Consider the following 25,083-nt stretch of genomic DNA (forward strand, 5'->3'; position numbering starts at 1 on the left):
CATGTTCAATCACAGAAAAAGCGCTGCACCTACCAGAAGAAAACTGGCGGTACAGCGCTTTTTGATCGGTTTAAATACTGCGATCAATCCAAAATTTTTGTTTGGCCATTGAGAAGTCGATTTCAAACGGCCGTGTTCCCATTTCCTCGCCATCCATCTGACCAAACTCGAGCGAACTGGTCTCAACTGTTAACTTGTCTGCGTGGAAAATGTGAGTAGCCCGACTTGTCGGTTTTTTACCACGCATGAGTTGAATCATCGCCAACGCCCATGAGACGATATTAAACCATTCAACAATCACGAGATCAAGTTTCCCGTCGGTTGGGTTAGCCGGTTTGTAAAGACGAATGCCGCCGCCAAAATAAGGAATGTTGGTGGTGGTGCAGATATAGGCGCGATGAAAAAAATGGCGAACGCCTTTTTCATAGACGGCAACCGGGAAGGGACGGCGAGTCATCAGCATACCGACAACATGAAATAAGTAGGTGAGTTTACCAAGATGCAGCCTATTGAGCAATTGCTTACTATCACTGCGGTTAGCAGCATTAACAACGGCAGCGTCAAAGCCAATACCGATATTATTCACGAAATAGCCACTTTCGCCGCGGGTGCGTTCATGAAATCGCCCGATATCAATCGTGACCGCTTCTGTAGCCTGTAATACTTGTTCCAGCGCATGCATCGGATCTTCAGACATACCGATACCGCGGGCGAAATCATTACCCGATCCGGCTGGTACGTAAGCAACAGGAATCTCTGACTGGCGTGTGCCAGCTAACCCATTGATCGCTTGATTCAAGGTGCCATCCCCGCCAATGACTAACAAAACCGGATGCTCACGTCGATTGAAATCACCAATTTGCTTTGTGATCACGTTGGTATGTCCGGGATAGCGGGAAGTTTTGATGGCATAAGCCAAATGACGCTGATCCAAAACGGCCTTCACTTGTTTATAAATTGGAATCGACGAACCACCGCCAGCCGCCGGATTATAGATAATATAATAAAAAACAGCCGTCATCAGCTTTCCTCCTAATAGACACGCACTCAATTATACCGAAAATAAGGCGAAAAACAATGGAACAGTGACGACCTTATTGTCATCAAACGAACATTTTTTGAAGAGGCAGATGACTACAAACCAGCAAAGTGTCGGTCCAGCACCTAGCAAGGCGGTAACAGGATTTTAATCATGATTTTTGGTAATAGATGCCAATAAAAAAGCCACTCGACAAGCACCTAAGTGGTTGTCGCGTGACTGTTAATCATTTTCAGTTAATGAGTGACGTTGCCAGCTATCTGACCGGAATTTAGAGCAAAATCAGCATCGGTAAAATAACCGGGTGTCGTTCTGTTTTGTCGAACAAAAATTCTTGCAAGTTGCTGGTGATTGCATCTTTTAAGCTAGCTTCCGTCACCTTTTCACTGCTTGAGAAGGTTGACTTAATGGTGCGATAGACGCGCCGCTGAGCCTGATTAATCAACTCGCCGGATTCACGCATATAGATGAAGCCGCGAGAAAGCAGATCAGGACCAGCTAAGACCGCTTGTTTTTGCATATTGATCGTGGCAACGACCACAACCAAGCCTTCCTCAGACAACATGCGCCGATCGCGAATGACAGCATTACCGATGTCGCCGACACCATTACCATCAATGTAAACATCGCCAGCAGGGAAGTGACCGGCAATTCGAGCACTATCTTGCGTAAGAGCTAATACATCGCCATTTTCCATAATGTAGCAATTCTTTTCAGGGACGCCGCATTGTTGGGCAAGTTCGCAATGAATCTTTTGCATCCGATATTCACCATGGCAAGCCATAAAGAATTTTGGCTTGATTAGCCGCAACATAAGCTTCTGGTCTTCTTGACCGCCGTGACCGGAAGTGTGGACGTTGTTGACCTTGCCATGGATGACCTCGGCACCAGCTTCACTTAGCTGATTGATCACGTGATTAACACTGACAGTATTGCCGGGAATCGGATTACTGGAGAAGATGACGGTATCCCCAGGTTGAATACTGATTTGTCGATGCGTGCCATTAGCAATTCGGCTCAGCGCTGCCATTGGTTCGCCTTGTGAACCGGTACAGAGGATCATCACTTTATCAGCTGGCATCGAATTAAGTTGATGGGCATCAATCAAGACGTCATCAGGGATGTTAAGGTAGCCAAGTTCGCGGCCATTGACCATCGCAGTTTCCATTGAACGGCCAAAAACAGCAATTTTACGACCGTGTGCCATTGCCGCATCAGCTGCTTGGGCGATCCGTGAAATGTTTGACGCAAAGGTGGCAAATATGATGCGACCATCAATTCGATCAAAAATGTGGCGAATTGACTTGCCAACAAATCGTTCTGACTTAGTAAATGTCGGTACTTCCGCGTTGGTTGAATCCGACATCAGTACCAGCACGCCTTCTTCGGCGAACCGGCACATTTTTTGGAAGTTAGGGGATGGCTGATCGCCAACCGGCGTGAGATCAAACTTGAAGTCCCCGGTTTGAATGACGATGCCTTGCGGTGTATGAACCGCGATGCCCAGCGTATCCGGAATACTGTGGGTCGTGCGGAAGAACTCAACACTAAGTTTTTTGAACTTCAACACGGTGTCTTCGTTAATTTCAGTTAATTTGGTAGTGCGTAACAAACCGTGTTCTTCAAGTTTGCCACGAATCAAAGCTGCTGCTAACGGACCAGCGTAAATTGGCACATTCGGTACCTGCTGTAAGAAGTAGGGAATACCACCAATATGATCTTCATGTCCGTGAGTAATAACCAGTGCTTTGATCTTGTCTTTGTTTTGAACCAAGTAGGAATAATCGGAAATGACATAATCAATCCCAAGCAGATCATCTTCAGGGAACTTGATCCCTGCATCAATCACGATGATTTCATCTTGGAATTGAACCCCGTACATGTTCTTCCCAATTTCACCTAAACCGCCGACAGCAAAGACGGCGGTTTCGTTATTCTTAATATTTAATTTCATATAATTAGAAAGTTGTCAGCTTAAAGTTGGCTGACTTTTCCTCGTATTCCAGGAAGTTTCCGGATAATTCCTGGATGAATTCAATATTATAAGGCGTGTTCTTTTCAACAAGCGCACGCGCTTCAACCGCAGATGGCGCCTCGAGGTAAAGCGTCTGGGTTGTTTCCCGTCGTGGATTTTGAATCTTGTCTTTCTGATATAAGACTTTGTAGATCATGATGGACTCCTTCCGTGGTACAAAAAGAAAGGAAGTGCAACAAAACGGCTTCCGAAAAAAAGGACATACCATCAAGATGGAAAACCACAACAGACATGGTCTATCTTATTGGGATGGCCGATATTTCTCGTCGTTCGAACCCGAAAACAGGCATACCTGCGCTATTTCGTCGTTCTATTTCTGTCACAACTCCTAAATACTTTATGACCGATCGATTTGTTGTGAAAACAACAGCTAGCAACAGTCTATCATATTTGAAACGGTGTGAACAGACCAGAGCGTGAACCAGCCCGGTTAGAAAAACCGGAGTGTAAGTGCTCCTCAACGTGATGTCCGGATTGAGGCCATTGCGTTCAAGGTTGTTATACGTAGGTTTCTGAACTGGCGACCGCGGTTATGCGGCAATTGTAAGGTCTATCCTTTGGTGCTAATGCGGCTGGCACACTGATCCTAGTACTCTCTTAGGAATCAAACCAGATGATGCTCACGAGTTTATGACCAGCTATTATTGTCAAACTAACCTTCGATTGCAAGAATCACATTGGCGATAGCGTGGTTGTTCTGGGTATAATAAAGGTAAGAATCAATAACATATTGGCTTTTGAAGGGAGTGGACGTTGTGGTCTGGCTTATCGTTGTTCTAGTTCTGATCGTGCTCATCGTTTTGTGGGTGCTCAGGAAGCGCTGGCGGCGTAATAAAGCAATCCAAATTCTGCTTCATCATAGCCAGCGACTAAGTGATCAGGTCATGGATGCTGCTTTAACATCACTTAAAATCCCTGTCCAAGAACCTTTGACTTCAAAACCAATTACGGACATTTGGGGTCATGGTGTGATGGCGTTCTCCTATATTTTCCCCAAGAGCTTTTCCACCATTGATCAGCATCAATTAGCCGACGCTTTGCAAAAAGCGGCTGAAGAATTGGATATTGCCAGTTCCGATCCGGCATTACCGCCTTTTGTGATCACGGATTACTTTGAACTAGAGGGGCAGCAACATGTTGATCTCGCTTTTATTGCTAATGAGGCTACCATAGAATATGTCCGCGATGTGAATCGCGTTGCTTAATTTTAGAAAGTGTCGAATGGAGGGGTTCAAGTGAACGATGATCAGGATTTATTGATGCGTCAGATCAAAAGTTTTGCCCAAGGATTAGGCGCTGCGATGAGTAAGAAAGATCGACGCCCAGATGATCCAGTCGTCGTTTTCCACGATGCGGAAGTCAGCTTGGCCAGCTATCAAGCAAAACTGATAACTGAAGTGAAGGAAAATGGCTTTTCGGCAGCTAAAGCACTTTTGACAACATGGCGGGACACCCGCTTATCACGACGACAGTACGAAGACTTAACGGCATGGTTGCAGGGACAACGATTTGTGTATAAAGAATCGTAAGTTGGGTGAAAAATAGTGTCAAAAAAAGAAGGCTTTAAGCCTTCTTTTTAGTACAAACGTATTTTACTTGATAATGACGGCATCCGGGTCGATGGTGAAAGGATGTTCCTTATTAATATGATCGTAAAACAGGACGCCATTTAAGTGATCGATTTCGTGCTGGCAAACGATAGCCGGATAGTTCTTCAGACGAATCTTTTTATGTTCACCGGCTTCATTTTGATAACTGATGGTAATCCGATCAGCCCGGACGACATATCCGGGAACATCTTTATCAACGGACAGGCAACCTTCGCCTTCAGCCAAAGCAGCATGTTGAACGCTGTTGCTGATGATCCGCGGATTAATCAAAACTTCTTTAAAGAGGATTTCATTATCGTCACCGGGAACCAAAACAGCAGCCATCGCCTTGCTTTGCCCAACTTGTGGCGCAGCTAGTCCAACGCCAGGACGCAAATGATACTTTTCGTTTTGTTCTTCATCTTGGCTGATGACCAAGTAAGCCATCATATCATGCGCCAGTTGCTTGTCCTCGTCAGAAAGTGGGAACGTGACTGGCTTTGCCGTTTCACGCAGGACCTTGGCCCCATCGCGCGTGATATCCTTCATCAAATACACAATCTGTACCTCCGTTCATTTCTTCTACTAGATTAGCACAGGACCAGAAGGCTGAAAAGCTTCGCGTGCAAGAGGTTTGCCTTAAATGCTGCAATAGCAGAAACTTTTTCTGTGTCTGGGTGATAAGCAAGAAAAAAACTATTTTTGAAGCTTTGCTCATTTTCAAGGAATTCACGCTATTTCGATTCATAAAGCTACAGAAAAAATAATAGCTCTGTATCACTTACAAAGACAAATACAAAATGTTTTTTGTCTAATTGATGATTCGCAAGTTTTATGTTCTAACCAACAACCTTTTTGAATTGCCATGATTGTTCAGCTGTGCTCGATTCGGTGAAACATTTGACATTCGGTTTTTTTTACCCTACTATATAGAAGGTTAAACAAATACGGTGCTTTCCGTTAGGTGAGGCTCCTATACGAACAATGCTGCTGCTCAGAAACATCGAGAGATGCCAATTGAGTCAACTGCGTCTGCCCATTAAGGCTTACGCTAATGCAGCTGAAGCTCGCTTCTAGGCGTATAGTGCTAAAACTAAACGATTGGGATGCTTTTTCTGCACGCTCTCAATCGGCGTGCAATTTTTTTGCCTAATGAAAAGCTGAGGAAAAGGTGGTGAGCATAATGGAACAATCTTCAAAGAGTACCGGTAGTAGTAGCGATTTAGCTGATCCCGGAAGGCCCATTGTGCTGCCGCTACGATCTCTTAAGTGAAATTAATGGATTTGGCAGCATCGCGGTCCTTCTCGGGAAACGGGAAGGAGTTTGTCGATGTTGATGATGGTTTCGAGTGGCCTGTCACGCTACGAAGCGCAAAAGGCCCAACAAACAGTTACACCACGTCCTAATACGATCAACAAGGCAAGTCTCTTCTTACCGTTGTTGATCATGACTGCCGGTGTCAGTGGCTTGATCAGTGTGATCACTCGCAACTGGCTTCTTACAGTTGTTATCGGCGTGTTGCTTAGTATGATGATGGCTGTGATCGTTTATCTGCTCACAGCTGCTACCCGACATCAGGGCGATCCCAAACAGACGGTTTTGGTTGTACGCGAGGGCTTGGTTCGCCAAGTGAGCGCAAATGACCTTGTCGTCGGTGACGTGCTGATGTTGACGACAGGAGAAAAACTGCCTGTTGACGTTGCGTTGGCTCCCGATGCACACGTTTCCTTGCCAAGTGATTTGGCCGGGCTGCTGGCTTTGATCGGTCGGCAGGTACCAGCGGGGGTAGGCATTGCTGGCGCTGTGATGGCGACCGATGCCCAAGCAACCGTCACAGCGGTTTTGCGTGATGGTCTTGTCGACCATGCCTTTGCACAATTGAACGGAAAGACGGAAAATCATGCGCCAGCTTCACTTGTAACGAGTGCGGCAGTTGGTTTTGTCCTTGCGCTAAAACAGATTTTTCGGGTATCCGGCATTGCTGTATCACTCCTGGCAAGTGAATTGTTAAGAAGTAAACAAGTAAATCGTGCACAGCAGGTTCGGTTACATGCCGATCTTGCCCAACACGCCACCTTGGTTGGCGCCATGAAACATCACAGTAAAACAAGTGATTTTCGGCACAACCAAGATCCGGTCTCGTGAAGCACGATGAATGAATCCATTAAAAGAGGCACGCGCTTGTGAAGCGACGTGCTCTTTTTGTGTCTTATTTTTTATAAGGTTCTGTTATAGTCCCATTCGTTAAAAAATGAGGCACAACAAGCTCGGAAAAGGATTCCCGCCAGTGCTGAAATAAAACGCTTGCAAGGATAAAACCGCAATGTTACGCTTGGTTTGTAAAGATTTTCATTAGTACAGTTTTCCTGCGTTAATGACAACAGGAATGGAAAGAGGTTCTGATTATGGCAAAACAGCATGCTGCAGTTGATTTCAAGAAACTGTTGGAAAATCAAGATGCCGATTTTAAGCCGACCATCCAAATTCTGGATGAAGCGGGCAAGGTCGTCAATCCTGATATCATGCCCGATCTGAGTGATGATCAGTTGGTCGACTTGATGTCCAAAATGGTTTGGCAGCGGGTTCTTGATCAACGAGCAACCGCGTTGAATCGGCAAGGACGATTAGGTTTTTATGCGCCAAGCGCTGGTGAAGAGGCCAGCATGATTGGCAGCCATTCGGCCATGAAAACAACGGACTGGTTGTTACCTGCTTACCGTGACTTGCCACAGTTGATTCAACATGGCTTGCCACTGGATAAAGCATTCTTATGGTCTCGTGGTCATGTTGCCGGTAATGAATACCCAGAAGATTTTCACGCGTTACCGCCTCAGATTATTATTGGTGCGCAGTACGTCCAGACAGCCGGCGTTGCACTCGGCTTAAAGAAGAATGGCAGCGATGAAGTGGCCTTCACGTATACCGGTGATGGTGGCACGTCACAAGGTGATTTCTACGAAGGTGTCAACTTTGCTGGTCATTTCAAAGCCCCAGCAATCTTTATTGTGCAAGATAACGGCTTTGCGATTTCTGTACCGCGGGCCAGTCAGACGGCTGCGAAGACTTTAGCGCAAAAAGCAGTTGCTGCTGGTATTCCAGGTGTGCAAGTTGACGGTATGGATGCCCTAGCTGTCTATGAAGTGACAAAAGAAGCGCGGGCATGGACCGCCGCTGGTAATGGCCCTGTCTTGATTGAGACGCTGACCTATCGTTATGGGCCACATACGTTATCTGGCGATGATCCGACGCGTTATCGTTCCAAGGAGACAGATGAGTTATGGCAAAAGCGCGATCCGTTAATTCGAATGCGGAACTACCTGACTGATAAGGGACTTTGGAACAAAGACAAGGAAGACGCCTTAATTGATCAAGTTAAGGATGAAATTAAGGACGCAATTAACAAAGCTGATAAGGCACCACAGCAGACGGTATCCCGCTTCCTAAAGGACACGTACGAGACCGCACCGCAAAATGTTGCTGAACAGCTGGCAGAATTTCAAGGAAAGGAGTCGAAGTAACCATGGCACAAAAAACAATGATCCAAGCCATCACGGATGCGCTTGATGTTGAGTTGGCGAACGACCCTAAGACCTTGGTATTCGGCGAAGATGTCGGGAAAAACGGTGGTGTTTTCCGTGCAACTGATGGTTTGCAAGCAAAATACGGTGAGGATCGGGTTTTCGATACCCCACTGGCGGAATCTGGCATCGGCGGTTTGTCGATTGGGTTGGCATTGACCGGTTGGCGGCCAATTCCTGAAATTCAGTTTTTCGGATTCGTTTTTGAAACGATGGACAGCATTGGTGGTCAGATGTCACGGATGCGTTACCGGATGGGCGGCACTCGCTCAATGCCGATCACGATTCGGGCGCCTTTTGGCGGTGGTGTTCACACCCCGGAAATGCACAGTGACAACTTTGAAGGGTTAATTGCGCAATTTCCTGGTATGCGTGTCGTTATTCCAAGCAATCCATATGATGCCAAAGGTTTGCTGATTAGTTCGATCCGGAGCAATGATCCTGTCTTGTTCCTTGAGCATATGAAACTATATCGTTCCTTCCGGCAAGATGTTCCAGAGGGCACGTACACGGTACCGTTGGACAAAGCGGCGGTGACCCGCGAAGGTTCAGATGTATCGATCATCACGTATGGTGCGATGGTTCGCGAAGCGCTGAAAGCTGCTGATAATTTAGCCAAAGATGGGATTCAGGCTGAAATTGTTGACTTGCGGACAATTGCGCCACTTGATGTCGAAACGATCATCAATTCGGTCAAAAAGACACATAAGGTTGTTGTGGTGCAAGAAGCACAACGCATGGCCGGTGTTGCATCAACGGTGATCAGTGAGATTTCCGAACGGGCGATTCTGTCGCTTGAGGCACCGATTGGTCGGGTTGCCGCTCCGGATACCCCGTTCCCATTTGGCCAAGCTGAAAACATTTGGCTGCCAAATGCTAAGGATATTGAAGCTAAAGTCCGGGAAACCGTTAATTTCTAGAAAGAAGAGGTGCCAACATGGCTTTTGAATTCAAACTGCCAGAACTTGGCGAAGGTTTGGCAGAAGGCGAAATCGTTAAGTGGGACGTCAAACCTGGTGATGACATCAAGGAAGACGATACCTTACTTGAGGTTCAAAGTGATAAAAGTGTTGAAGAGATTCCATCCCCGGTCTCCGGCAAAATTTTAAAAATTCTTGTTCCAGAAGGGGAAACCGCGTCAGTTGGTGATCTATTGGTTGAAATCGATGATGGCTCCGGACCGGCAGCTGCACCGGCTGCACCTGCGACTGCAACAGCAGCCCCTGCGACACCCGCTCCAGCAACGCCTGCTGTGCAACCTGCACCTGCGCAATCGGTTTATCAGTTTAAGTTACCCGAACTAGGCGAAGGTTTGGCAGAAGGCGAAATTGTTAAATGGTCAGTCAAGCCTGGCGATCAAATCAAAGAGGACGACACGCTGTTAGAAGTTCAAAGCGACAAGAGTGTCGAAGAAATTCCTTCTCCAGTTGCCGGAACGGTTGTTAAGATTCTGGTACCAGAAGGCGAAACCGCGACAGTCGGTGAAGCGCTGGTTGATATTGATGCACCGGGTCATAATGACACATCGGTTGCTACTGAGGCTGGCGCTGCACCGCAGCCGGTTGCTGCAACACCGGCTGCGACGCCAGCTGCACCAGCAGCGGGTGGCGTGCCGGCCATCACCGATCCGAACCGGGAAATTTTAGCAATGCCATCTGTGCGTCAGTATGCACGCGAACAGGGCATTGACATCTCACAAGTGCCAGCAACCGGCAAACATGGCCGAATTACCAAGGCTGATGTCGATGCATTCAAGACCGGCGCACCAGCTGCATCTGCACAGCCAGCAGCCCCTGCTGCTCAGGCACAACCGCAACCAGCCACAGCAAAGCCAGCTGCACCGGCAGCACCAAAGCCACAAGCAGTTGCACCATACGTTTCGAGTGGTAATGAAGCTGAACTTGAAACCCGTGAAAAGATGACCCCAACTCGGAAAGCGATTGCTAAGGCGATGCTTGCTTCTAAGCAACGTAGCCCGCATGTGACGAGTTTTGATGACGTTGAAGTTTCTAAGTTAATGGCTCATCGCAAGAAGTACAAGCAATACGCAGCAGATAAAGGTATCAAGTTAACCTTCCTGCCGTATATCGTCAAAGCACTTGTGACGGTGTTGCGTGAATATCCAGAATTCAATGCGTCCATTGATGATACAACGGATGAAATTGTCTATAAGCATTACTTCAACATTGGGATTGCAACGAATACGGATCACGGCTTGTATGTGCCTGTGATCAAGAATGCCGATGCAAAGAGTATGTTTGAAATTGCTAAGGAAATTAGTGAAAATGCCCAGAAGGCTTATGACAGCAAACTAAAGCCGGATGAAATGCGCGGTGGCTCCATGACCATCAGTAACGTTGGGTCAATTGGCGGCGGCTGGTTCACCCCAGTGATCAATCAACCTGAAGTTGCGATTCTCGGAGTGGGCAAAATTGCTAAGGAGCCTTATGTCAACGAAGACAACGAAATTGTGGTTGGCAACATGTTGAAATTAAGTTTGAGCTATGACCATCGTTTGATTGACGGCGCGTTAGCACAAACCGCCTTGAATCTGATGGACAAATTGTTGGCAGATCCTGATCTGCTGTTGATGGAGGGATAAGCATGGTTGTAGGCGATTTTGCAATCGATTTGGATACCGTCGTCATTGGTTCCGGCCCCGGCGGTTATGTTGCTGCGATTCGCGCAGCTGAAATGGGTCAAAAGGTGACCGTGATTGAGAGCACGTTCATTGGCGGTGTTTGTTTGAATGTCGGCTGCATCCCATCAAAAGCTTTGATCAACGCAGGTCATCGCTATCAAGACGCTTTGGAAGCAAGTACGTTTGGCATTAATGCCAAAGGTGCTGACCTTGATTTCACGAAAACCCAGGAATGGAAGCAAAATAAGGTTGTGCATACGCTGACAAGCGGTGTGTCGATGCTATTCAAGAAACACAAGATCGACACGATTATGGGCACGGCGTTCTTAAAAGATGACCATAGCCTGCGCGTGATGCAAAAAGATTCAGCTCAGACCTATACGTTCAAGAATCTGATCATTGCGACTGGCAGCCGGCCAATCGAAATTAAAGGCTTTAAGTTTGGCAAGCGCATTTTAGATTCAACGGGGGGGCTGAATCTTCCTGAAGTACCAAAAGAATTTGTCGTCATTGGCGGCGGCTATATCGGCTCCGAGTTGGCGAGTGCGTATGCTAATCTTGGCGCGCATGTCACGATTCTTGAAGGCACAAGTTCGATTCTGCCAAACTTTGAGAAGGATATGGTTCAGCTAGTTCTGAATTCCTTCAAAAAACGTGGCGTAACAGTTATTACCAATGCGATGGCTAAAGAAGCTGAAGACACTGGCAAAGGTGTCAAAGTGACGTACACGGCCGATGGTAAGGAACAGACGATTGCAGCTGATTATGTTATGGTGACGGTCGGACGGCGGCCAAATACTGACGATCTTGGTCTCGATATTGTCGGGGTCGAAACAACTGATCGCGGTTTAATCAAGGTCGATGCTCAAGGCCGGACCAACAAACCGAATATCTATGCGATTGGCGACATTGTGCCAGGTGCAGCATTGGCGCATAAGGCTAGCTATGAAGGTAAAGTCGCTGCTGAGGCCATCAGCGGCAAAGCCAGTGCGGTTGACTACAAAGCGATGCCTGCCGTTTGCTTCACGGACCCTGAACTTGCAACAACTGGGATGACAGTTGCCGAGGCGAAGGATAAAGGGATCAAGGCTAAAGCCAGCAAGTTCCCATTTGCTGCCAATGGTCGTGCCCTCAGTCTTGCCCAGACAGAAGGGTTTGTCCGCTTGGTCACTAATGAAAACGGTACGGTTATCGGCGGCCAAGTTGCTGGCGCCGGTGCTAGTGATTTGATTTCCGAACTGACCGTTGCTGTTGAAGGCGGTTTGAACGTTGAGGATCTTGCCTTGACCATTCATCCGCACCCAACACTGAGTGAAGTTATCATGGATGACGCTGAAGTTGCATTGGGACTCCCAATCAATATTTAGTATCTGATAGAGATGTCATGAAGCAGTCTGATCTCCTTGATCAGGCTGTTTTTGTGTCATTTGGTTATCGCTAATGGCGAATGCTGTGGGCATGGCAACAGCTAATTTTTACAAGAAGATGAGAAACGGCTAATATTTCAGTTAGTTAACAATTGCGTCTAAACCCCTTTTTAATTTTGTCTTAAGATTCTGCTTCCGTTAAAATGTAACTAATGGAGTGGAGGGGAAGGGTTTTCATGCAAAGAGTCGTGGTGAGCGGTGCCAGTATCGGGACCCAAGGGCTTTTAGAAACATTAATTGCATCACAGTTGCTGTTGACGGTGGGTTGTTATGAACCAGATGAATCATTGATTGATATGGTTGGGTTGACAGCTTTAAGTCAAATATGTCAAAACACATTTGCAAAAGTCACGCCGAAAGTTTTAAAAGCGGCGGATATTTTAATCTTGACCGATACGGGGTCACCTGATGTCGATGATTTTATTGAGACGAATATTGCGGCAATTCGCAAAGTTCTCAATTCAGCGATGGCGGCAGGCTTCATAGGTAGAATCATTGTTGCGATGACACGTGATGAACTTTTCACGTATTTTGCGCAACGTTTTTCCGGAGTGAATAAAAGTCAGGTTGTTGGACTTGGTACGTTTGGTGCAACGTGGCGATTTGAACAATTTCTGGCTGCTAGGTTGGCAGTACCGGCGAAACATGTGACGGCTTATGTGGTAGGTACGCGACAAGCCCCAGTGTTGATTTGGAGCCGAGCTTACGTTGGTGCAACGCCGGTTTTGCGCTTATTAAATGATCAGACGATTTTTACTGATGGCTTGGATGCAGTTCGAAGCTTTTTGAGGAGTCCCTTGACCGTCTTGCTTGGCAGGTTGGTGATTCCGATTATTGCGGCGTATAGTGGCGATAGTTTGATTGGCACGCTGACGCATCTGATGGATGTAGAGGATGACACAGGTCAGGTTTATAGTTCGCCAGTCCTCTTGAATGATAGCGGCGTTGTGACGCTCGCCACAGTTGCTGGTTCGGATGATGAGGAAGCTGCGTTGAGTCAAACGAAACAAACTGTACAGGATCAAATTAAGGCGATAGAACAAGGAGCTAGTAAACATGAAACCTAATTATGCCTATCCACTCGACATTGACTGGACAACTGCCGAAAAAGTAAAAGTCACGACCTTTTATACCTTAGTCGAAGATGCATATGAACACGGTGTTGATCGTGATAATCTGCTTGCAGCGTACCGTGGATTTAAGGAAGTTGTGCCAGATAAAGGAACCGAGCGCAAATTGGATCGGGAGTTTGAAGCACTGTCCGGTTATTCCATGTATACTGTTATACAGATGGCCCGCAAAGGCGTGAGCCAAAAGATTAGGGTAAGGGTGAGTTAACCATGACACAAGATCCAGAAATGTTGCGGCAAACGATTATTAGCTGGTTTGCTGCTAGTCGCAAACAAATTCTAACCGCAATGGCCGCCCCATTAGATGTTGCCACCAAAAGTAATCGCAACGATTTGGTCACCAATGTCGACAAGGCGAATCAACAATTTTTGATTGGCAAAATCAGAGAGGCGTATCCTGAAGCCGGTATCATTGGCGAAGAAGGACATGAGCACGATGACACTGATTTAGCTGGTCTCGTCTTCTTTGTCGATCCAATAGACGGCACCATGAATTTCGTCAAACAACAAGCCCATTTTGCCATTATGATTGGTGTTTATCAGGATGGTGAACCTGTTGTCGGCGCGATTATGGACGTCATGCGAAATGAAGTGCTTAGCGGGGGCCCAATGATTCCCGTCACCCATGCTGGACAACAAGTGAAGGTTTTGCCAGACTTGCCGCTTAAAGATGGCTTGTTAGGTGTCAATGGCCCGATGACGATTAAGAATCGGTTGCATCTAGGCGATATCGCGTTGACCAGTTCTGGCGCTAGAATGAGCGGCAGTGCAGGAATGGAATTCATCGAAATTGCGCTGGGCCGACAGATCGGGTATGTGTCTTACTTACAGCCGTGGGACGTAGCGGCTGGAATGGCGATTACTAAGGGTCTTGGCGTTGTTTTCAGCCGTGAAGATGGCGCACCAATCAACTTGCAGCAACCAGGCGTTGTAGTTGCTGCTACACCAAAGGCACATCAAACGATTTTGACGATGATGGCGGATGGCGGCAAAGAGGCTTAAGCTAAACCAATAGACAAATCATGATTTCTGGCGCAAACTAAGTGGCGCCAGTTTTTTTCTTAATAAAAGGGTCGCGTGATAGCCCGCTTTATAAGAAAATGCAAGGTCTGTGATTGCGTGAAGCACTTCACTTTTCAGAAAATCCAGACAGACTTGTCATTGTGTGTTATAATTTCAAATCGTATAACTGTGTCAGTTGCTGGCACTTTTTTAATGCGGTAGGCGGCCAGTAGTGCCAGCAGAAAGGAAGTATAAATCGTGAAAACACGTGACGATATTCGCAACATTGCGATCATTGCCCACGTTGACCATGGTAAGACCACATTGGTTAACGAAATGCTTAAACAATCAGATACACTTGATCAACACATTCAATTACAGGATCGGGCAATGGATACCAACGCCATTGAAAAAGAACGTGGGATCACCATCCTGAGTAAAAACACGGCAGTTAAGTTCGGCGATACGACCATCAACATCCTCGATACCCCGGGGCATGCTGACTTTGGTGGTGAAGTGGAACGGGTTATGAAGATGGTTGACGGCGTTTTGCTTGTCGTTGACGCTTTTGAAGGCCCAATGCCGCAAACGCGGTTTGTCTTGAAAAAGGCGCTTGAACAGCATTTGACACCGATCGTTGTCATCAACAAGGTCGATCGTCCAGGTGCGCGCCCTGAAGAAGTCGTTGATGAAGTTCTCGAATTGTTCATTGAATTGGGCGCTGATGATGCACAACTGGAATTCCCAGTTGTCTATGCTTCCGCTGTCAATGGTACTTCCAGCATGGATTCCGATTTGTCAACGCAAAAGCACACCATGACCCCGTTGTTTGAGACCATCGTCAAAACCATTCCGGCACCCATCGACAACAGTGACGAACCTTTGCAGTTCCAAGTTGCGATGCTTGATTACAACGATTACGTTGGTCGAATTGGGATTGGTCGGATTTTCCGCGGCAAGATTAAAATCGGCGACAATGTTACCGTTATGAAGCTGGATGGTTCTCAAAAGAACTTCCGCGTGACAAAACTCTTTGGTTTCTTTGGCTTGACCCGAACCGAAATCAACTCTGCTAAAGCCGGCGATTTGATCGCGGTTTCTGGGATGGATGACATCTTCGTGGGTGAAACGGTGACGGCAGCTGATACGCCAGAAGCTTTGCCGATTTTGCGGATTGATGAACCAACTTTGCAGATGATGTTTGTTGCGAATGACAGTCCATTTGCAGGCCGTGAAGGTAAAAATGTGACTGCTCGTAAACTTGAGGAGCGTCTGAAGTCGCAATTGCAGACAGATGTGTCGCTGCGCGTTGACGACACTGATCAGGCAGGTGCCTGGATGGTTTCCGGTCGTGGCGAATTGCATCTTTCAATTTTGGTTGAAGAGATGCGGCGTGAAGGCTTTGAATTGCAATTAGGTCGTCCTGAAGTTATCTATCGTGACATTGATGGTGTCATGATGGAACCGTTCGAAAGCGTCCAAATTGACACTCCTGAACAATATACTGGGACAGTCATTGATGCGATGAGCCAACGTAAAGGCGAAATGCAGAACATGGAGAACGAAGGCAACGGTCAAACCCGTTTGACATTCTTGGCGCCTTCTCGTGGTCTGATCGGGTACTCAACCGAATTTCTCTCTGCTACTGGCGGTTACGGCATCATGAACCATACCTTCGAAAAATACGCTCCGGTTATCAAGAATTGGGAACCAGGCCGTACACAAGGTGCTTTGGTTTCCATCAACGCTGGTTCAGCAACGACGTACAGTCTGCAATCCGTTGAAGACCGTGGCCAGTTGTTCATCAATGCCGGCACCGAGGTTTATGAAGGCATGATTGTTGGTCAAAACTCGCGTGAAAATGACATTGCAGTCAATGTCACCAAAGGTAAGAACTTGACCAACACCCGTGCAGCCGGGAAAGACCACGCAGCAGCCATCAAGACGCCAAAAGATATGACGCTTGAAGAATCCATTGAATTCTTGAATGATGACGAATACTGCGAAGTTACCCCTAAGAACATTCGCTTGCGTAAGAAGATCCTTAACACAGGCGAACGTCAAAAAGCGGCTAAGCGCAAGAAAATTGCCGCATCCAAGTAAATAAGTTGGTCAAAAAGTCGTCTGTAAAAGGCGGCTTTTTTGATGTGACGGATTTACAATTCAAGTGCAACAAATTAGTCAAATAGAAAAGACTCATAGCCTGAGTCCTTGTAAAATGGAATCACCACAAGACCAACTACAAGGAGAACTCGACTATGAGTCCGTACACCCATCTTACCTTAAAAGACCGTGAATCGATACTGCTTGGTATCTCTACAGGCAAAACTCTTGATACCATCGCCAAAGAGATAGGTCGTTCCAAGAGTACAGTCAGCCGTGAAATTGCACGTAACGGCGGCTGGCGGAACTATTCGGCAGCCACCGCTCAGGACCGCTACCGGCGGGTTCGCTTGGCTAGCAGGCGTCCTCGGATCCTCGATCGACCGGGGACTCGTGACGCTGTCATTCGATATATCACGGTGCTACATTGGTCGCCTGAGCAGATTGCCGGTCGCTTGTCACTAGAAGGCAGTCCTATTCGCATCAGCTATTCGACTATCTACAGAGGTATCTACCTAGATAATCTCGGTGTTCCATTGAAGAGCCATGGTGCTCGCGGGCTACCAAGGCTGCTTCGACACCGAGGCAAGACGCGCAAAATCAAAGGCACCATAAATGAACGCCGGGGGCGCTTCAATGACGTGCCATCAATTCACGACCGACCCCGGTCGGCAGAAAATCGCAGCTGGTTTGGTCACTGGGAAGGCGATACAGTACGCGGTAAAACAGGACACTCTGCATTAGTAACATTAGTTGACCGTAAATCACGCTATCTGCTTTCGAAGCGAACGGCCAATGCAAAAGCTGACACTGTTAGAGACGTCATGATTGAGCTGCTTGGTGCCTTACCAGCTAACCGAGTAAGAACAGTGACTCCTGACCGTGGAAGGGAGTTTGCCCGGTACAGGGAGCTGGCAGAACGTCTGAATACAAAGGTCTTCTTTCCTGACCCACACGCGCCTCAACAACGAGGAACTAACGAAAACACCAACGGACTGATTAGAGAATACTTTCCCAAGAACACAGACCTAGACCTTCAGAGCGACCAGGAAATTGAGACTTACATTGAACAACTGAATAATCGACCACGCAAGGTCTTAGGCTGGAAGACGCCATCAGAAGTCTTCATGGGTAAAAAGTTGCACTTGAGTTGACAATTCGTCGTCTTGATCACAATAATTGTGATTGTTAGACAAGGCTTAACTTGTCGACTGAGCGGTTGTTAAATCAGCATGTATTGGTGTAAATGACCGCCTGAAAAAACAGTTTTTAGTGATTACCGCAGAACACGGCTTGGAGCGTGAAGGCGATATGCTATAATTAGTCCATTAATTGCTTGAAAGGCCGCGTTTTCATTGATGAATAAATTACGGCACGTGGATTACTTCATATTAGTTCCGTACCTCGTTTTATGTGCGATCGGTATTGTCATGGTGTACTCTGCCAGCGCTTATTGGGTTCAACGGCAATATGGCGTTGCCGAAACGAAATACTTGATTCAACAAGCACTGTTTGTCCTGCTCGGTATCGCGACTGTGTTTTTCTTTTATAATATGTCCTTGAAGGTGGTCCACAATCGTTGGGTTCTGTTGACTTTAATGACCGGACTAGTTGTGATGCTGATCTATCTCATTGTGCACGGCCGCGCCGTTAACGGAGCCGCTGCATGGATCACGATTGGCGGGTTTCGCTTACAGCCATCAGAATTTGCTAAAATGATTTTGATTTTTTATCTGGCGCACATGCTGACATCGCGCGAGGATCGCTTTCAACAAGAGGACTTTCGGCTAAGGCAGATGTGGCAGCCATTGTTTGTCGCTGGTATGATCATGCTTCTGGTTTTTGTCGAACCGGATACCGGTGGATTTGCCATTCTTTTCTTGATTACATTGGTCGTGGTTATGTCCAGCGGGATACCGATGCGTTACGGTTTTTTGTGGGTCTTGATGTTGATCGCGATCACAGCACTGGGCTACTACATCGTGTCGCATTATCATTTTCCCGGATTGGAGAAGAATTACGGCTATCAACGATTAGTGGCCGCCATTCATCCGTTTGCTAAAGCGAATACGGTTGGCAATCAGGTTGTTAACTCCTTGTATGCGATCAATCACGGGGGGCTGTTTGGTGTTGGACTAGGCATGGGCAGCCAAAAGTTAGGCTATCTGCCTGAGCCTTATACTGACTTTATTTTGGCCGTGATTGCCGAGGAACTTGGCTTGGTTGGGACATTTGTCGTATTGAGTTTGCTGTTTTTCCTGATCATGCGTTTTTATCTGATCGGAATTCGTTCCAAGAACACCTATCACACGTTGATCGCGTACGGCATTGCCACGATGATGCTGGTGCAAACCGTTTTCAACGTTGGTGCTGTGACTGGGGTTTTGCCAGTTACCGGGGTGACGCTGCCGTTTATCAGTTACGGCGGTTCGAGTATGATCGTGCTGTCAATGGCGATCGGCATTATGTTAAATATCAGTTATCATAGTGAACGTACGCAACGAAAGGTAGAGAAGACGCATGCATAAAGTTTTAGTCGCTAATCGTGGCGAAATCGCCATTCGGATTTTTCGTGCCTGTGAAGAGCTTGGTCTTAAAACAGTCGGTATTTTTGCTAAAGAGGACGCTTTGTCAATTCATCGATTCAAAGCGCAGGAAAGTTATCAGGTCGGAGCAGGAAAAGCGCCTATCGCTGCCTATTTGGATATGGACGATATTATCCGAATTGCCAAGCAAAGCGGCGCGGACGCGATTCACCCGGGCTATGGCCTGCTTTCAGAAAATGCTGAGTTTGCCCGGAAAGTTCGGGCAGCCGGCCTCATTTTTGTTGGCCCGCGTTCGGAATTACTCGATATTTTTGGCGATAAAGTTGCGGCCAAGGAAGCTGCTCACAAGGCAGGCTTGGCGACTATTCCCGGCACGCCGGAACCAACGCGCGATTTTAGCGAAATTCAGGATTTCACAGCCACACACGGTTTTCCGGTGATGCTTAAAGCAGCATCAGGCGGCGGCGGGAAAGGCATGCGAATCGTTCACTCTGAAGCTGAACTTGAGGCCGTGTATCAAAATGCGGTGAATGAAGCGAAAGCTAGTTTTGGCGATGATCGGATGTACGTTGAAAAGTACATTGCCTCCGCCAAACATATCGAAGTTCAAGTTCTTGGCGATGAGCATGGCCATTTGTTGCACCTCTTCGAACGTGATTGTTCAGTACAGCGCCGCCAACAAAAAGTGGTTGAAATTGCCCCAGCTGTGGCATTGCCAACAGCCTTGCGGGCGCGAATTTGCCAAAGCGCTGTTGATTTAATGCAAGGTTTGCACTATGAAAATGCCGGTACCGTTGAATTTTTGGTTGATGGCGATCAGTACTACTTCATTGAAGTTAATCCGCGGGTACAAGTGGAACACACGATCACCGAACTGATTACCGATGTGGATATTGTGCAGTCACAGTTAAAGATTGCAGCAGGCGCCGATCTTTTTGCTGATTTGCATTTACCAAAGCAGGCAGATTTGCATGAAAATGGCGCGGCGATCCAGTGCCGGATTACGACTGAGGATCCTGAAAACAATTTCATGCCAGACACAGGCACCATTAATACTTATCGGTCACCAGGCGGCTTCGGTATCCGCCTTGATGTTGGGAATGCCTATGCTGGGGCAGTTGTCAGTCCTTATTTCGACTCCTTATTAGTAAAGGCCAGCGTTCACGCACCGAATTTCACCGCTGCCGTAGCCAAAATGCAACGCGCTTTACATGAATTTCAAATCACCGGCGTGAAAACCAATGTTGCTTTCCTTGAGCACTTATTAGCGACAGAAACTTTCCGGACAGGTGAAGCAGAAACCGCGTTTATTGATGCCCATCCAGAACTCTTGCAAGTCCAGGCAAAGCCCGACACGGCTTCGCGGTTACTGTGGTACATCAGTGATGTGACGGTTAATGGGTTCAAAGGTGTTGAACGACAGGCACAAAAATATTACCCTGAATTGCGCTATGATGTTCATTTTCCTGCTGCTAAGCCGCAAAAAGATTTAGTTGCCTTGCTGCATGCTGACGGTGCGCAAGGGGTTACTGATTGGATTAAGGCACAAAACCAGTTGCTGTTAACGGACACGACTTTCCGTGATGCCCATCAAAGTCTTTTTGCTACCCGGATGCGCACTCGAGACATGTTGACGGTCGCACAGGATATGGGCAATGGCTTGCCAAATCTTTTTTCCATGGAAGTATGGGGCGGCGCGACGTTCGATGTCGCTTATCGGTTTTTGAACGAGGATCCGTGGACCCGTTTGAAAAAATTGCGGGCATCCTTGCCGCATACCTTGTTACAGATGTTATTCCGTGGCAGTAACGCGGTCGGCTATCAAAACTATCCGGACAATGTGATTAAAGCTTTCATTCAAAAAGCAGCTGATGATGGCGTTGATGTTTTTCGAATTTTTGACAGTTTGAACTGGTTGCCACAGATGACGCTCAGTATTGATACCGTCAAACAAACAGGCAAGCTTGCTGAGGCGACGATGTGTTACACAGGCGACATTCTAAGCCATGCCCACCCTAAGTATCAGCTGGCTTATTATGTTGATCTGGCCAAACAATTAGTTGCAGCTGGTGCCGACATGCTTGCGATTAAAGACATGGCCGGCTTGTTGAAACCGCAAGCGGCGACAGAGTTAGTAACGGCGCTCAAAGATGCGGTCAGTGTGCCGATTCATTTGCACACACATGACACCACTGGTAACGGTATCGCGACTTATGTAGCCGCTGCTAATGCTGGGGTCGATATCGTTGATGTGGCGCAAAGCAGTTTTTCCGGAACGACCAGTCAGCCTAGTCTAGAAAGTCTTTACTATGCATTAAGTGGCAATCAGCGACAGCCAGATGTTGCCATTGAAAAGGCGCAGAAGTTGAATCGCTATTTTCAGGCAATCAGACCTTACTATGCCGATTTTAGTAATGGTGTGACGGGTCCGCTAACGGATATTTATACAGTCCAGATGCCAGGTGGCCAGTATAGTAACTTGCAGCAACAAGCGCGTAGCATGGGGATAACGGATTTTGAGGCCGTTAAAACGATGTATGCCCAGGTAAATACCTTATTTGGCGATATCATCAAAGTAACGCCATCCTCAAAGGTGGTGGGTGATATGGCGTTGTTCATGCTGCAAAATCACTTGACACCCGATGAAGTGTTGGCGCATGGTGAGCAATATGATTTTCCGGCCTCGGTCGTGGCATTCTTTAAAGGCGATCTCGGGCAGCCGGTTGGTGGTTTTCCGAAAGCGCTCCAAGCAAAAATTCTGAAAGGGCAAAAACCGTTGACGGTACGTCCAGGGCAATTGGCGAAGCCGGCTGACCTGAAGGCTGTTCGCGCGGCGTTAGTACAAGCCGGGATGAATGAACCCAGCACAGAAGACGTTTTGAGTGCAATTCTGTATCCGGATGTCTTTAATGCATACGCCCGCAAGCAACGGCAGATTGGACCGGTGACGAAGTTGGATTCGCCATCGTATTTCCAAGGAATGCGGATAGGCGAAACCGTGTCTGTGCCGATTAAAGCAGGTAAGACAATGATTATCCAGCTCAACGCGATCGGCGAGGCGGATGCAAGTGGTATGAAGACGCTGTACTTTACTGTTGATGGTCAAAAGCAGGAAGTTCAAATCCGCGATGCGCATCAGAAGAGCGCGGGGTTGCGGCATCAGTTGGCGGAACCGACTGATCGTAATCAAATTGGTGCACCGATGGCAGGGAAAATTGTTTCAGTTGCCGTTAAGTCCGGTCAAGAAGTGGCACAAGGGGATGCCTTGTTTGTCATTGAAGCCATGAAGATGGAGACGACGGTTCATGCACCATTTGCAGGTACCGTCACTCATCTTTACGTGGAGGCAGGCGCCTTAATTAAGAGTCAGGAACTGCTGGCCAAGCTTCAACCCGGTGTGACCAAGCAGTGAGTTTGGAAGGTGAAAAAATGTTTGCTATCAAACAGCGGCAAGGACTTGTCGTTTGGGTGTATTCCCTCAAACAATTAAAAACGCTGCGTCGATATGGCACGATTATGTATGTCTCGCGCCGCATGAAGTATGTTTATCTTTATTTGGATCAAGACGAGTTGGCTCAGACAAGCGCCAAACTCAGTAAATTACGATTTGTCAAACGTGTTGAACCCTCCCATCGGCCAGAATTGGCGACTGAATTCGGTAGCAACATCGGCCAATTTAAGCCGACTGAAGAGGATCTTGAGGTGAAAGCCAAGCCAAAACGTCGCTTGCGCCCAAGTTCGGCTGGCGATGAGACATCAGTAGGTGATAACGATGCGCGTCATTAGTGGAACATTTCGGGGATTGCGGCTGACGGCAGTGGCAGGTAACCAAACCCGGCCAACTGCAGATAAAGTCAAGGAATCCATGTTTAACATGCTGGGACCGTACTTTGACGGCGGACAGGCACTCGACTTATATGCTGGCACCGGTGCGTTGGGCATTGAAGCAGTCTCGCGTGGTATGGCTCACGCGACGTTGGTTGATCGGCAGTACGCCGCAATCAAAACGATCAAAACCAATCTTGCACTAACCAAACAGCCTGAGCACTTCACCGTTTTGAAGCAGCCGGTCAATAAGGCTATCCGCCAGTTTGCGGAAGCTGGCCAACAGTTTGACTTAATCATGATGGATCCACCCTATGCGCAACAGCAAGTATTGGCACAACTTGCGGCGTTTATCAGGACTAATTTGCTGCGGCCAGGCGCACGTGTTTTAGTTGAAACCGGTATGGATGTGACTTATCCTGATGAGATCCCCGGCTACATCAAGCTACGGCGCCAAACCTATGGGGTGGCGCAGGTCTTAATTTTAGAGCGAAGCGAGGAAAACAATGACTAAAAAAATTGCAGTGTTTCCCGGTAGTTTTGATCCTTTCACGAACGGTCATCTTGATACCGTCAAAAGAGCTAGTCGGTTGTTTGATGAAGTGGTTGTAGCAGCCATGACCAACACGAGCAAAAAGCCGCTTTTTTCCAGTGAAGAGAAATTGGCGCTGATCAGTGAAAGCACCGCTGGGCTACCAAATGTTAAAGCCATGGCAGCGCCTAAACGATTAACAGTTGAATTTGCCCGGTCAATCGGTGCCCAGTTTATGATTCGTGGTATCCGCAATGTCGCGGACTTTGGTTACGAGGCTGATATTGCGACGGTGAATCATGATCTCGATCCTGAAATCGAAACAGTTTTCTTGCTGGCAGACAAGCAATATGATGCCTTATCCAGTACCATCATCAAAGAGGTCGCGGCCTTTGGCGGTGACGTTCATCGTTTTGTGCCTGCGCCTGTCGAAGCAGCTTTGTATGCGAAACTAGGTGACGCTCATCAAACCAAGTAATCAGAAACGTCGGCGCTGGCGTTGGCTTATCGGACTGTTAATAGCAGTCGTTTTGTTGGCTGTCTTCTTTTTGATCCCAACCAATTATTATCTAGAAGTGCCCGGTTCAGCGGAATCTTTGAAGCCGTACGTTAAAGTCAGTGGCAATAAAGATGATGCCAAGGGTGCCTATATGTTGACGACAGTGGGTGTCGTAGGGCCAGCATCTCCGGCATTACTTCTGCTCAGTAAGGTGCAAGCGCACACCGATATTGTGTCGAAACAGGATCTGATGGGCAATGATAGTAGCGCTGAGTATGATCAGCTGCAAGCCTACTATATGAAAAGTGCCGCTAATAACGCGGTTGCGGCAGCATTCAAAGCGGCCAAAATGCCAGTGAAAACGGAACATTTGGGTATTTATGTCATGTCCGTGCTGCCGCAGTCGCCATTCAAAGGTAAGCTGGCGTTAGGAGACACGATTACCGAATTGAATGGCCAGCACTATACAACCGCTGATGCCTATGTCAATGCGATCAAATCTAAAAAGGTCGGATCAAGTCTGACACTGACATACCAGCACAAGGGAAAGACCAAACAAGCAACTGGCAAGCTGATGCGGCTACCGCAAACAAAACGGGCGGGTATTGGTATCACACTGACGGAGAACACAGCGGTCACAAGTGAACCGAAAGTGACTATTGATGCCGGTAACATCGGCGGACCGAGTGCCGGTACGATGTTTGCCTTACAGATTTACACGCAAATTACACACCAGAATCTGCGGCGGGGAGCAGTGATTGCCGGTACCGGGACGATCGATAGCGATGGTAATGTGGGGCAAATTGGCGGGATTGATAAGAAGGTGGTTGCTGCCGATGCCAAAGGCGCAAAACTCTTTTTTGCCCCCAATCAGCCAGCTACAAAAAAGCTAAAACATTATGATCCCAATTACGTCAACAATTACGCTGAAGCCGTCGAAACAGCGAAGCAGATTAAGACCAAGATGAAGATTGTCCCGGTCAAAACATTGCAAGATGTCATCCGTTACATGGAAACTTATGCAAAATCGGCATCATAAGCGCTTGCCAGTTGATCGAACATTGGCATGAAGAGATGGTGATGATGAAGAACTGCCAACCAAGGCAGTTCTTTTTTTCTTGGCCTGCGTAATGTGT

22 protein-coding genes and 1 riboswitch are annotated in these 25,083 nt (G+C 47.4%); of the genes, 18 read left to right on the top strand and 4 right to left on the bottom strand.

Annotation, left to right across the window (positions count from 1 at the left end; all coding sequences use genetic code 11):
* Positions 1-70 precede the first annotated feature (70 nt).
* The 3 genes from LBPC_RS06450 to LBPC_RS06460 form a co-directional block, all read right to left on the bottom strand.
* Positions 71-1,021 (bottom strand): diacylglycerol/lipid kinase family protein, encoded by a 951-nt coding sequence (locus tag LBPC_RS06450; protein WP_003570166.1) that lies wholly within the window; start codon positions 1,019-1,021, stop codon positions 71-73.
* Between the two features lie 289 nt (positions 1,022-1,310).
* The gene (gene rnjA / locus LBPC_RS06455) at positions 1,311-2,993 is read right to left on the bottom strand and encodes a ribonuclease J1 (RefSeq protein WP_003565212.1); all 1,683 of its coding nucleotides are present in this window, start codon (positions 2,991-2,993) and stop codon (positions 1,311-1,313) included.
* Between the two features lie 4 nt (positions 2,994-2,997).
* On the bottom strand, positions 2,998-3,210 hold the full coding sequence (locus tag LBPC_RS06460) for a DNA-dependent RNA polymerase subunit epsilon (RefSeq protein ID WP_003565214.1): 213 nt from the start codon (positions 3,208-3,210) through the stop codon (positions 2,998-3,000).
* A 619-nt stretch (positions 3,211-3,829) separates the two neighbouring features.
* Here LBPC_RS06460 and LBPC_RS06465 point away from each other — a divergent pair.
* Positions 3,830-4,279 (top strand): hypothetical protein, encoded by a 450-nt coding sequence (locus LBPC_RS06465; RefSeq protein WP_003565216.1) that lies wholly within the window; start codon positions 3,830-3,832, stop codon positions 4,277-4,279.
* Between the two features lie 30 nt (positions 4,280-4,309).
* On the top strand, positions 4,310-4,603 hold the full coding sequence (locus LBPC_RS06470) for a hypothetical protein (protein WP_003565218.1): 294 nt from the start codon (positions 4,310-4,312) through the stop codon (positions 4,601-4,603).
* 63 nt (positions 4,604-4,666) lie between these two features.
* Here LBPC_RS06470 and def read toward each other — a convergent pair whose 3' ends face one another.
* A complete protein-coding gene (gene def, locus LBPC_RS06475; protein WP_003565220.1) occupies positions 4,667-5,221 on the bottom strand; it encodes a peptide deformylase in 555 nt (184 codons plus the stop codon).
* 391 nt (positions 5,222-5,612) lie between these two features.
* Positions 5,613-5,776: riboswitch (M-box (ykoK) riboswitch) on the top strand.
* 217 nt (positions 5,777-5,993) lie between these two features.
* On the opposite strand from def, the gene LBPC_RS06480 reads away from it, so the two are divergent.
* The 16 genes from LBPC_RS06480 to LBPC_RS06555 all read left to right on the top strand — a co-directional run bounded on the left by LBPC_RS06480 (position 5,994) and on the right by LBPC_RS06555 (position 24,986).
* A complete protein-coding gene (locus LBPC_RS06480) occupies positions 5,994-6,809 on the top strand; it encodes a P-type ATPase actuator domain-containing protein (RefSeq protein WP_003565222.1) in 816 nt (271 codons plus the stop codon).
* A 260-nt stretch (positions 6,810-7,069) separates the two neighbouring features.
* Positions 7,070-8,182, top strand: coding sequence for a pyruvate dehydrogenase (acetyl-transferring) E1 component subunit alpha (gene pdhA / locus LBPC_RS06485; protein ID WP_003565223.1), 1,113 nt, complete (start codon positions 7,070-7,072; stop codon positions 8,180-8,182).
* A 2-nt stretch (positions 8,183-8,184) separates the two neighbouring features.
* A complete protein-coding gene (locus tag LBPC_RS06490; protein WP_003565225.1) occupies positions 8,185-9,162 on the top strand; it encodes an alpha-ketoacid dehydrogenase subunit beta in 978 nt (325 codons plus the stop codon).
* A 17-nt stretch (positions 9,163-9,179) separates the two neighbouring features.
* A complete protein-coding gene (locus LBPC_RS06495; RefSeq protein ID WP_003661000.1) occupies positions 9,180-10,844 on the top strand; it encodes a dihydrolipoyllysine-residue acetyltransferase in 1,665 nt (554 codons plus the stop codon).
* Between the two features lie 2 nt (positions 10,845-10,846).
* Positions 10,847-12,250 (top strand): dihydrolipoyl dehydrogenase, encoded by a 1,404-nt coding sequence (gene lpdA / locus LBPC_RS06500; RefSeq protein WP_003565229.1) that lies wholly within the window; start codon positions 10,847-10,849, stop codon positions 12,248-12,250.
* A 236-nt stretch (positions 12,251-12,486) separates the two neighbouring features.
* Positions 12,487-13,377: a Rossmann-fold NAD(P)-binding domain-containing protein gene (locus LBPC_RS06505; RefSeq protein WP_016383408.1), complete on the top strand. Its 891-nt coding sequence runs from the start codon at positions 12,487-12,489 to the stop codon at positions 13,375-13,377.
* A complete protein-coding gene (locus tag LBPC_RS06510; protein ID WP_003565234.1) occupies positions 13,367-13,648 on the top strand; it encodes a UPF0223 family protein in 282 nt (93 codons plus the stop codon). The genes LBPC_RS06505 and LBPC_RS06510 overlap by 11 nt, the downstream gene beginning before the upstream one ends.
* A gap of 2 nt (positions 13,649-13,650) precedes the next feature.
* Entirely contained in the window at positions 13,651-14,442 is a 792-nt protein-coding gene (locus tag LBPC_RS06515) for an inositol monophosphatase family protein (RefSeq protein WP_003565236.1), read from the top strand.
* A gap of 258 nt (positions 14,443-14,700) precedes the next feature.
* Complete coding sequence (gene typA / locus LBPC_RS06520) at positions 14,701-16,545, top strand: translational GTPase TypA (RefSeq protein WP_003570179.1); 1,845 nt, start codon at positions 14,701-14,703, stop codon at positions 16,543-16,545.
* Positions 16,546-16,700: 155 nt separating this feature from the next.
* Positions 16,701-17,699, top strand: a complete 999-nt coding sequence (locus LBPC_RS06525) for an IS30 family transposase (protein ID WP_016377049.1) — start codon at positions 16,701-16,703, stop codon at positions 17,697-17,699.
* Positions 17,700-17,903: 204 nt separating this feature from the next.
* The gene (locus LBPC_RS06530; RefSeq protein ID WP_003660998.1) at positions 17,904-19,073 is read left to right on the top strand and encodes an FtsW/RodA/SpoVE family cell cycle protein; all 1,170 of its coding nucleotides are present in this window, start codon (positions 17,904-17,906) and stop codon (positions 19,071-19,073) included.
* The gene (locus tag LBPC_RS06535; protein ID WP_003660997.1) at positions 19,066-22,503 is read left to right on the top strand and encodes a pyruvate carboxylase; all 3,438 of its coding nucleotides are present in this window, start codon (positions 19,066-19,068) and stop codon (positions 22,501-22,503) included. The genes LBPC_RS06530 and LBPC_RS06535 overlap by 8 nt, the downstream gene beginning before the upstream one ends.
* Positions 22,504-22,520: 17 nt before the next feature.
* Complete coding sequence (locus LBPC_RS06540; RefSeq protein WP_016366066.1) at positions 22,521-22,877, top strand: YlbG family protein; 357 nt, start codon at positions 22,521-22,523, stop codon at positions 22,875-22,877.
* Entirely contained in the window at positions 22,864-23,430 is a 567-nt protein-coding gene (gene rsmD / locus LBPC_RS06545) for a 16S rRNA (guanine(966)-N(2))-methyltransferase RsmD (protein ID WP_003660994.1), read from the top strand. Before LBPC_RS06540 ends, rsmD begins: the two co-directional genes overlap by 14 nt.
* On the top strand, positions 23,423-23,926 hold the full coding sequence (gene coaD, locus LBPC_RS06550; RefSeq protein WP_003565253.1) for a pantetheine-phosphate adenylyltransferase: 504 nt from the start codon (positions 23,423-23,425) through the stop codon (positions 23,924-23,926). The genes rsmD and coaD overlap by 8 nt, the downstream gene beginning before the upstream one ends.
* A complete protein-coding gene (locus LBPC_RS06555; protein ID WP_003590624.1) occupies positions 23,904-24,986 on the top strand; it encodes a SepM family pheromone-processing serine protease in 1,083 nt (360 codons plus the stop codon). Before coaD ends, LBPC_RS06555 begins: the two co-directional genes overlap by 23 nt.
* Positions 24,987-25,083 lie beyond the last annotated feature (97 nt).

The sequence above is a fragment of the Lacticaseibacillus paracasei subsp. paracasei genome, from assembly GCF_000829035.1.
GTDB lineage: Bacteria > Bacillota > Bacilli > Lactobacillales > Lactobacillaceae > Lacticaseibacillus > Lacticaseibacillus paracasei.

Excerpts from the sequence above, each read along its gene's own strand:
- LBPC_RS06450 (WP_003570166.1), bottom strand. The coding sequence starts at position 1,021 with ATGACGGCTGTTTTTTATTATATTATCTATAATCCGGCGGCTGGCGGT.
- pdhA (WP_003565223.1), top strand. The coding sequence starts at position 7,070 with ATGGCAAAACAGCATGCTGCAGTTGATTTCAAGAAACTGTTGGAAAAT.
- lpdA (WP_003565229.1), top strand. The coding sequence starts at position 10,847 with ATGGTTGTAGGCGATTTTGCAATCGATTTGGATACCGTCGTCATTGGT.
- LBPC_RS06535 (WP_003660997.1), top strand. The coding sequence starts at position 19,066 with ATGCATAAAGTTTTAGTCGCTAATCGTGGCGAAATCGCCATTCGGATT.
- LBPC_RS06490 (WP_003565225.1), top strand. The coding sequence starts at position 8,185 with ATGGCACAAAAAACAATGATCCAAGCCATCACGGATGCGCTTGATGTT.
- LBPC_RS06480 (WP_003565222.1), top strand. The coding sequence starts at position 5,994 with ATGTTGATGATGGTTTCGAGTGGCCTGTCACGCTACGAAGCGCAAAAG.
- LBPC_RS06460 (WP_003565214.1), bottom strand. The coding sequence starts at position 3,210 with ATGATCTACAAAGTCTTATATCAGAAAGACAAGATTCAAAATCCACGA.
- LBPC_RS06510 (WP_003565234.1), top strand. The coding sequence starts at position 13,367 with ATGAAACCTAATTATGCCTATCCACTCGACATTGACTGGACAACTGCC.
- LBPC_RS06530 (WP_003660998.1), top strand. The coding sequence starts at position 17,904 with ATGAATAAATTACGGCACGTGGATTACTTCATATTAGTTCCGTACCTC.
- LBPC_RS06505 (WP_016383408.1), top strand. The coding sequence starts at position 12,487 with ATGCAAAGAGTCGTGGTGAGCGGTGCCAGTATCGGGACCCAAGGGCTT.
- rsmD (WP_003660994.1), top strand. The coding sequence starts at position 22,864 with ATGCGCGTCATTAGTGGAACATTTCGGGGATTGCGGCTGACGGCAGTG.
- LBPC_RS06515 (WP_003565236.1), top strand. The coding sequence starts at position 13,651 with ATGACACAAGATCCAGAAATGTTGCGGCAAACGATTATTAGCTGGTTT.
- coaD (WP_003565253.1), top strand. The coding sequence starts at position 23,423 with ATGACTAAAAAAATTGCAGTGTTTCCCGGTAGTTTTGATCCTTTCACG.
- LBPC_RS06525 (WP_016377049.1), top strand. The coding sequence starts at position 16,701 with ATGAGTCCGTACACCCATCTTACCTTAAAAGACCGTGAATCGATACTG.
- rnjA (WP_003565212.1), bottom strand. The coding sequence starts at position 2,993 with ATGAAATTAAATATTAAGAATAACGAAACCGCCGTCTTTGCTGTCGGC.
- LBPC_RS06495 (WP_003661000.1), top strand. The coding sequence starts at position 9,180 with ATGGCTTTTGAATTCAAACTGCCAGAACTTGGCGAAGGTTTGGCAGAA.
- LBPC_RS06540 (WP_016366066.1), top strand. The coding sequence starts at position 22,521 with ATGTTTGCTATCAAACAGCGGCAAGGACTTGTCGTTTGGGTGTATTCC.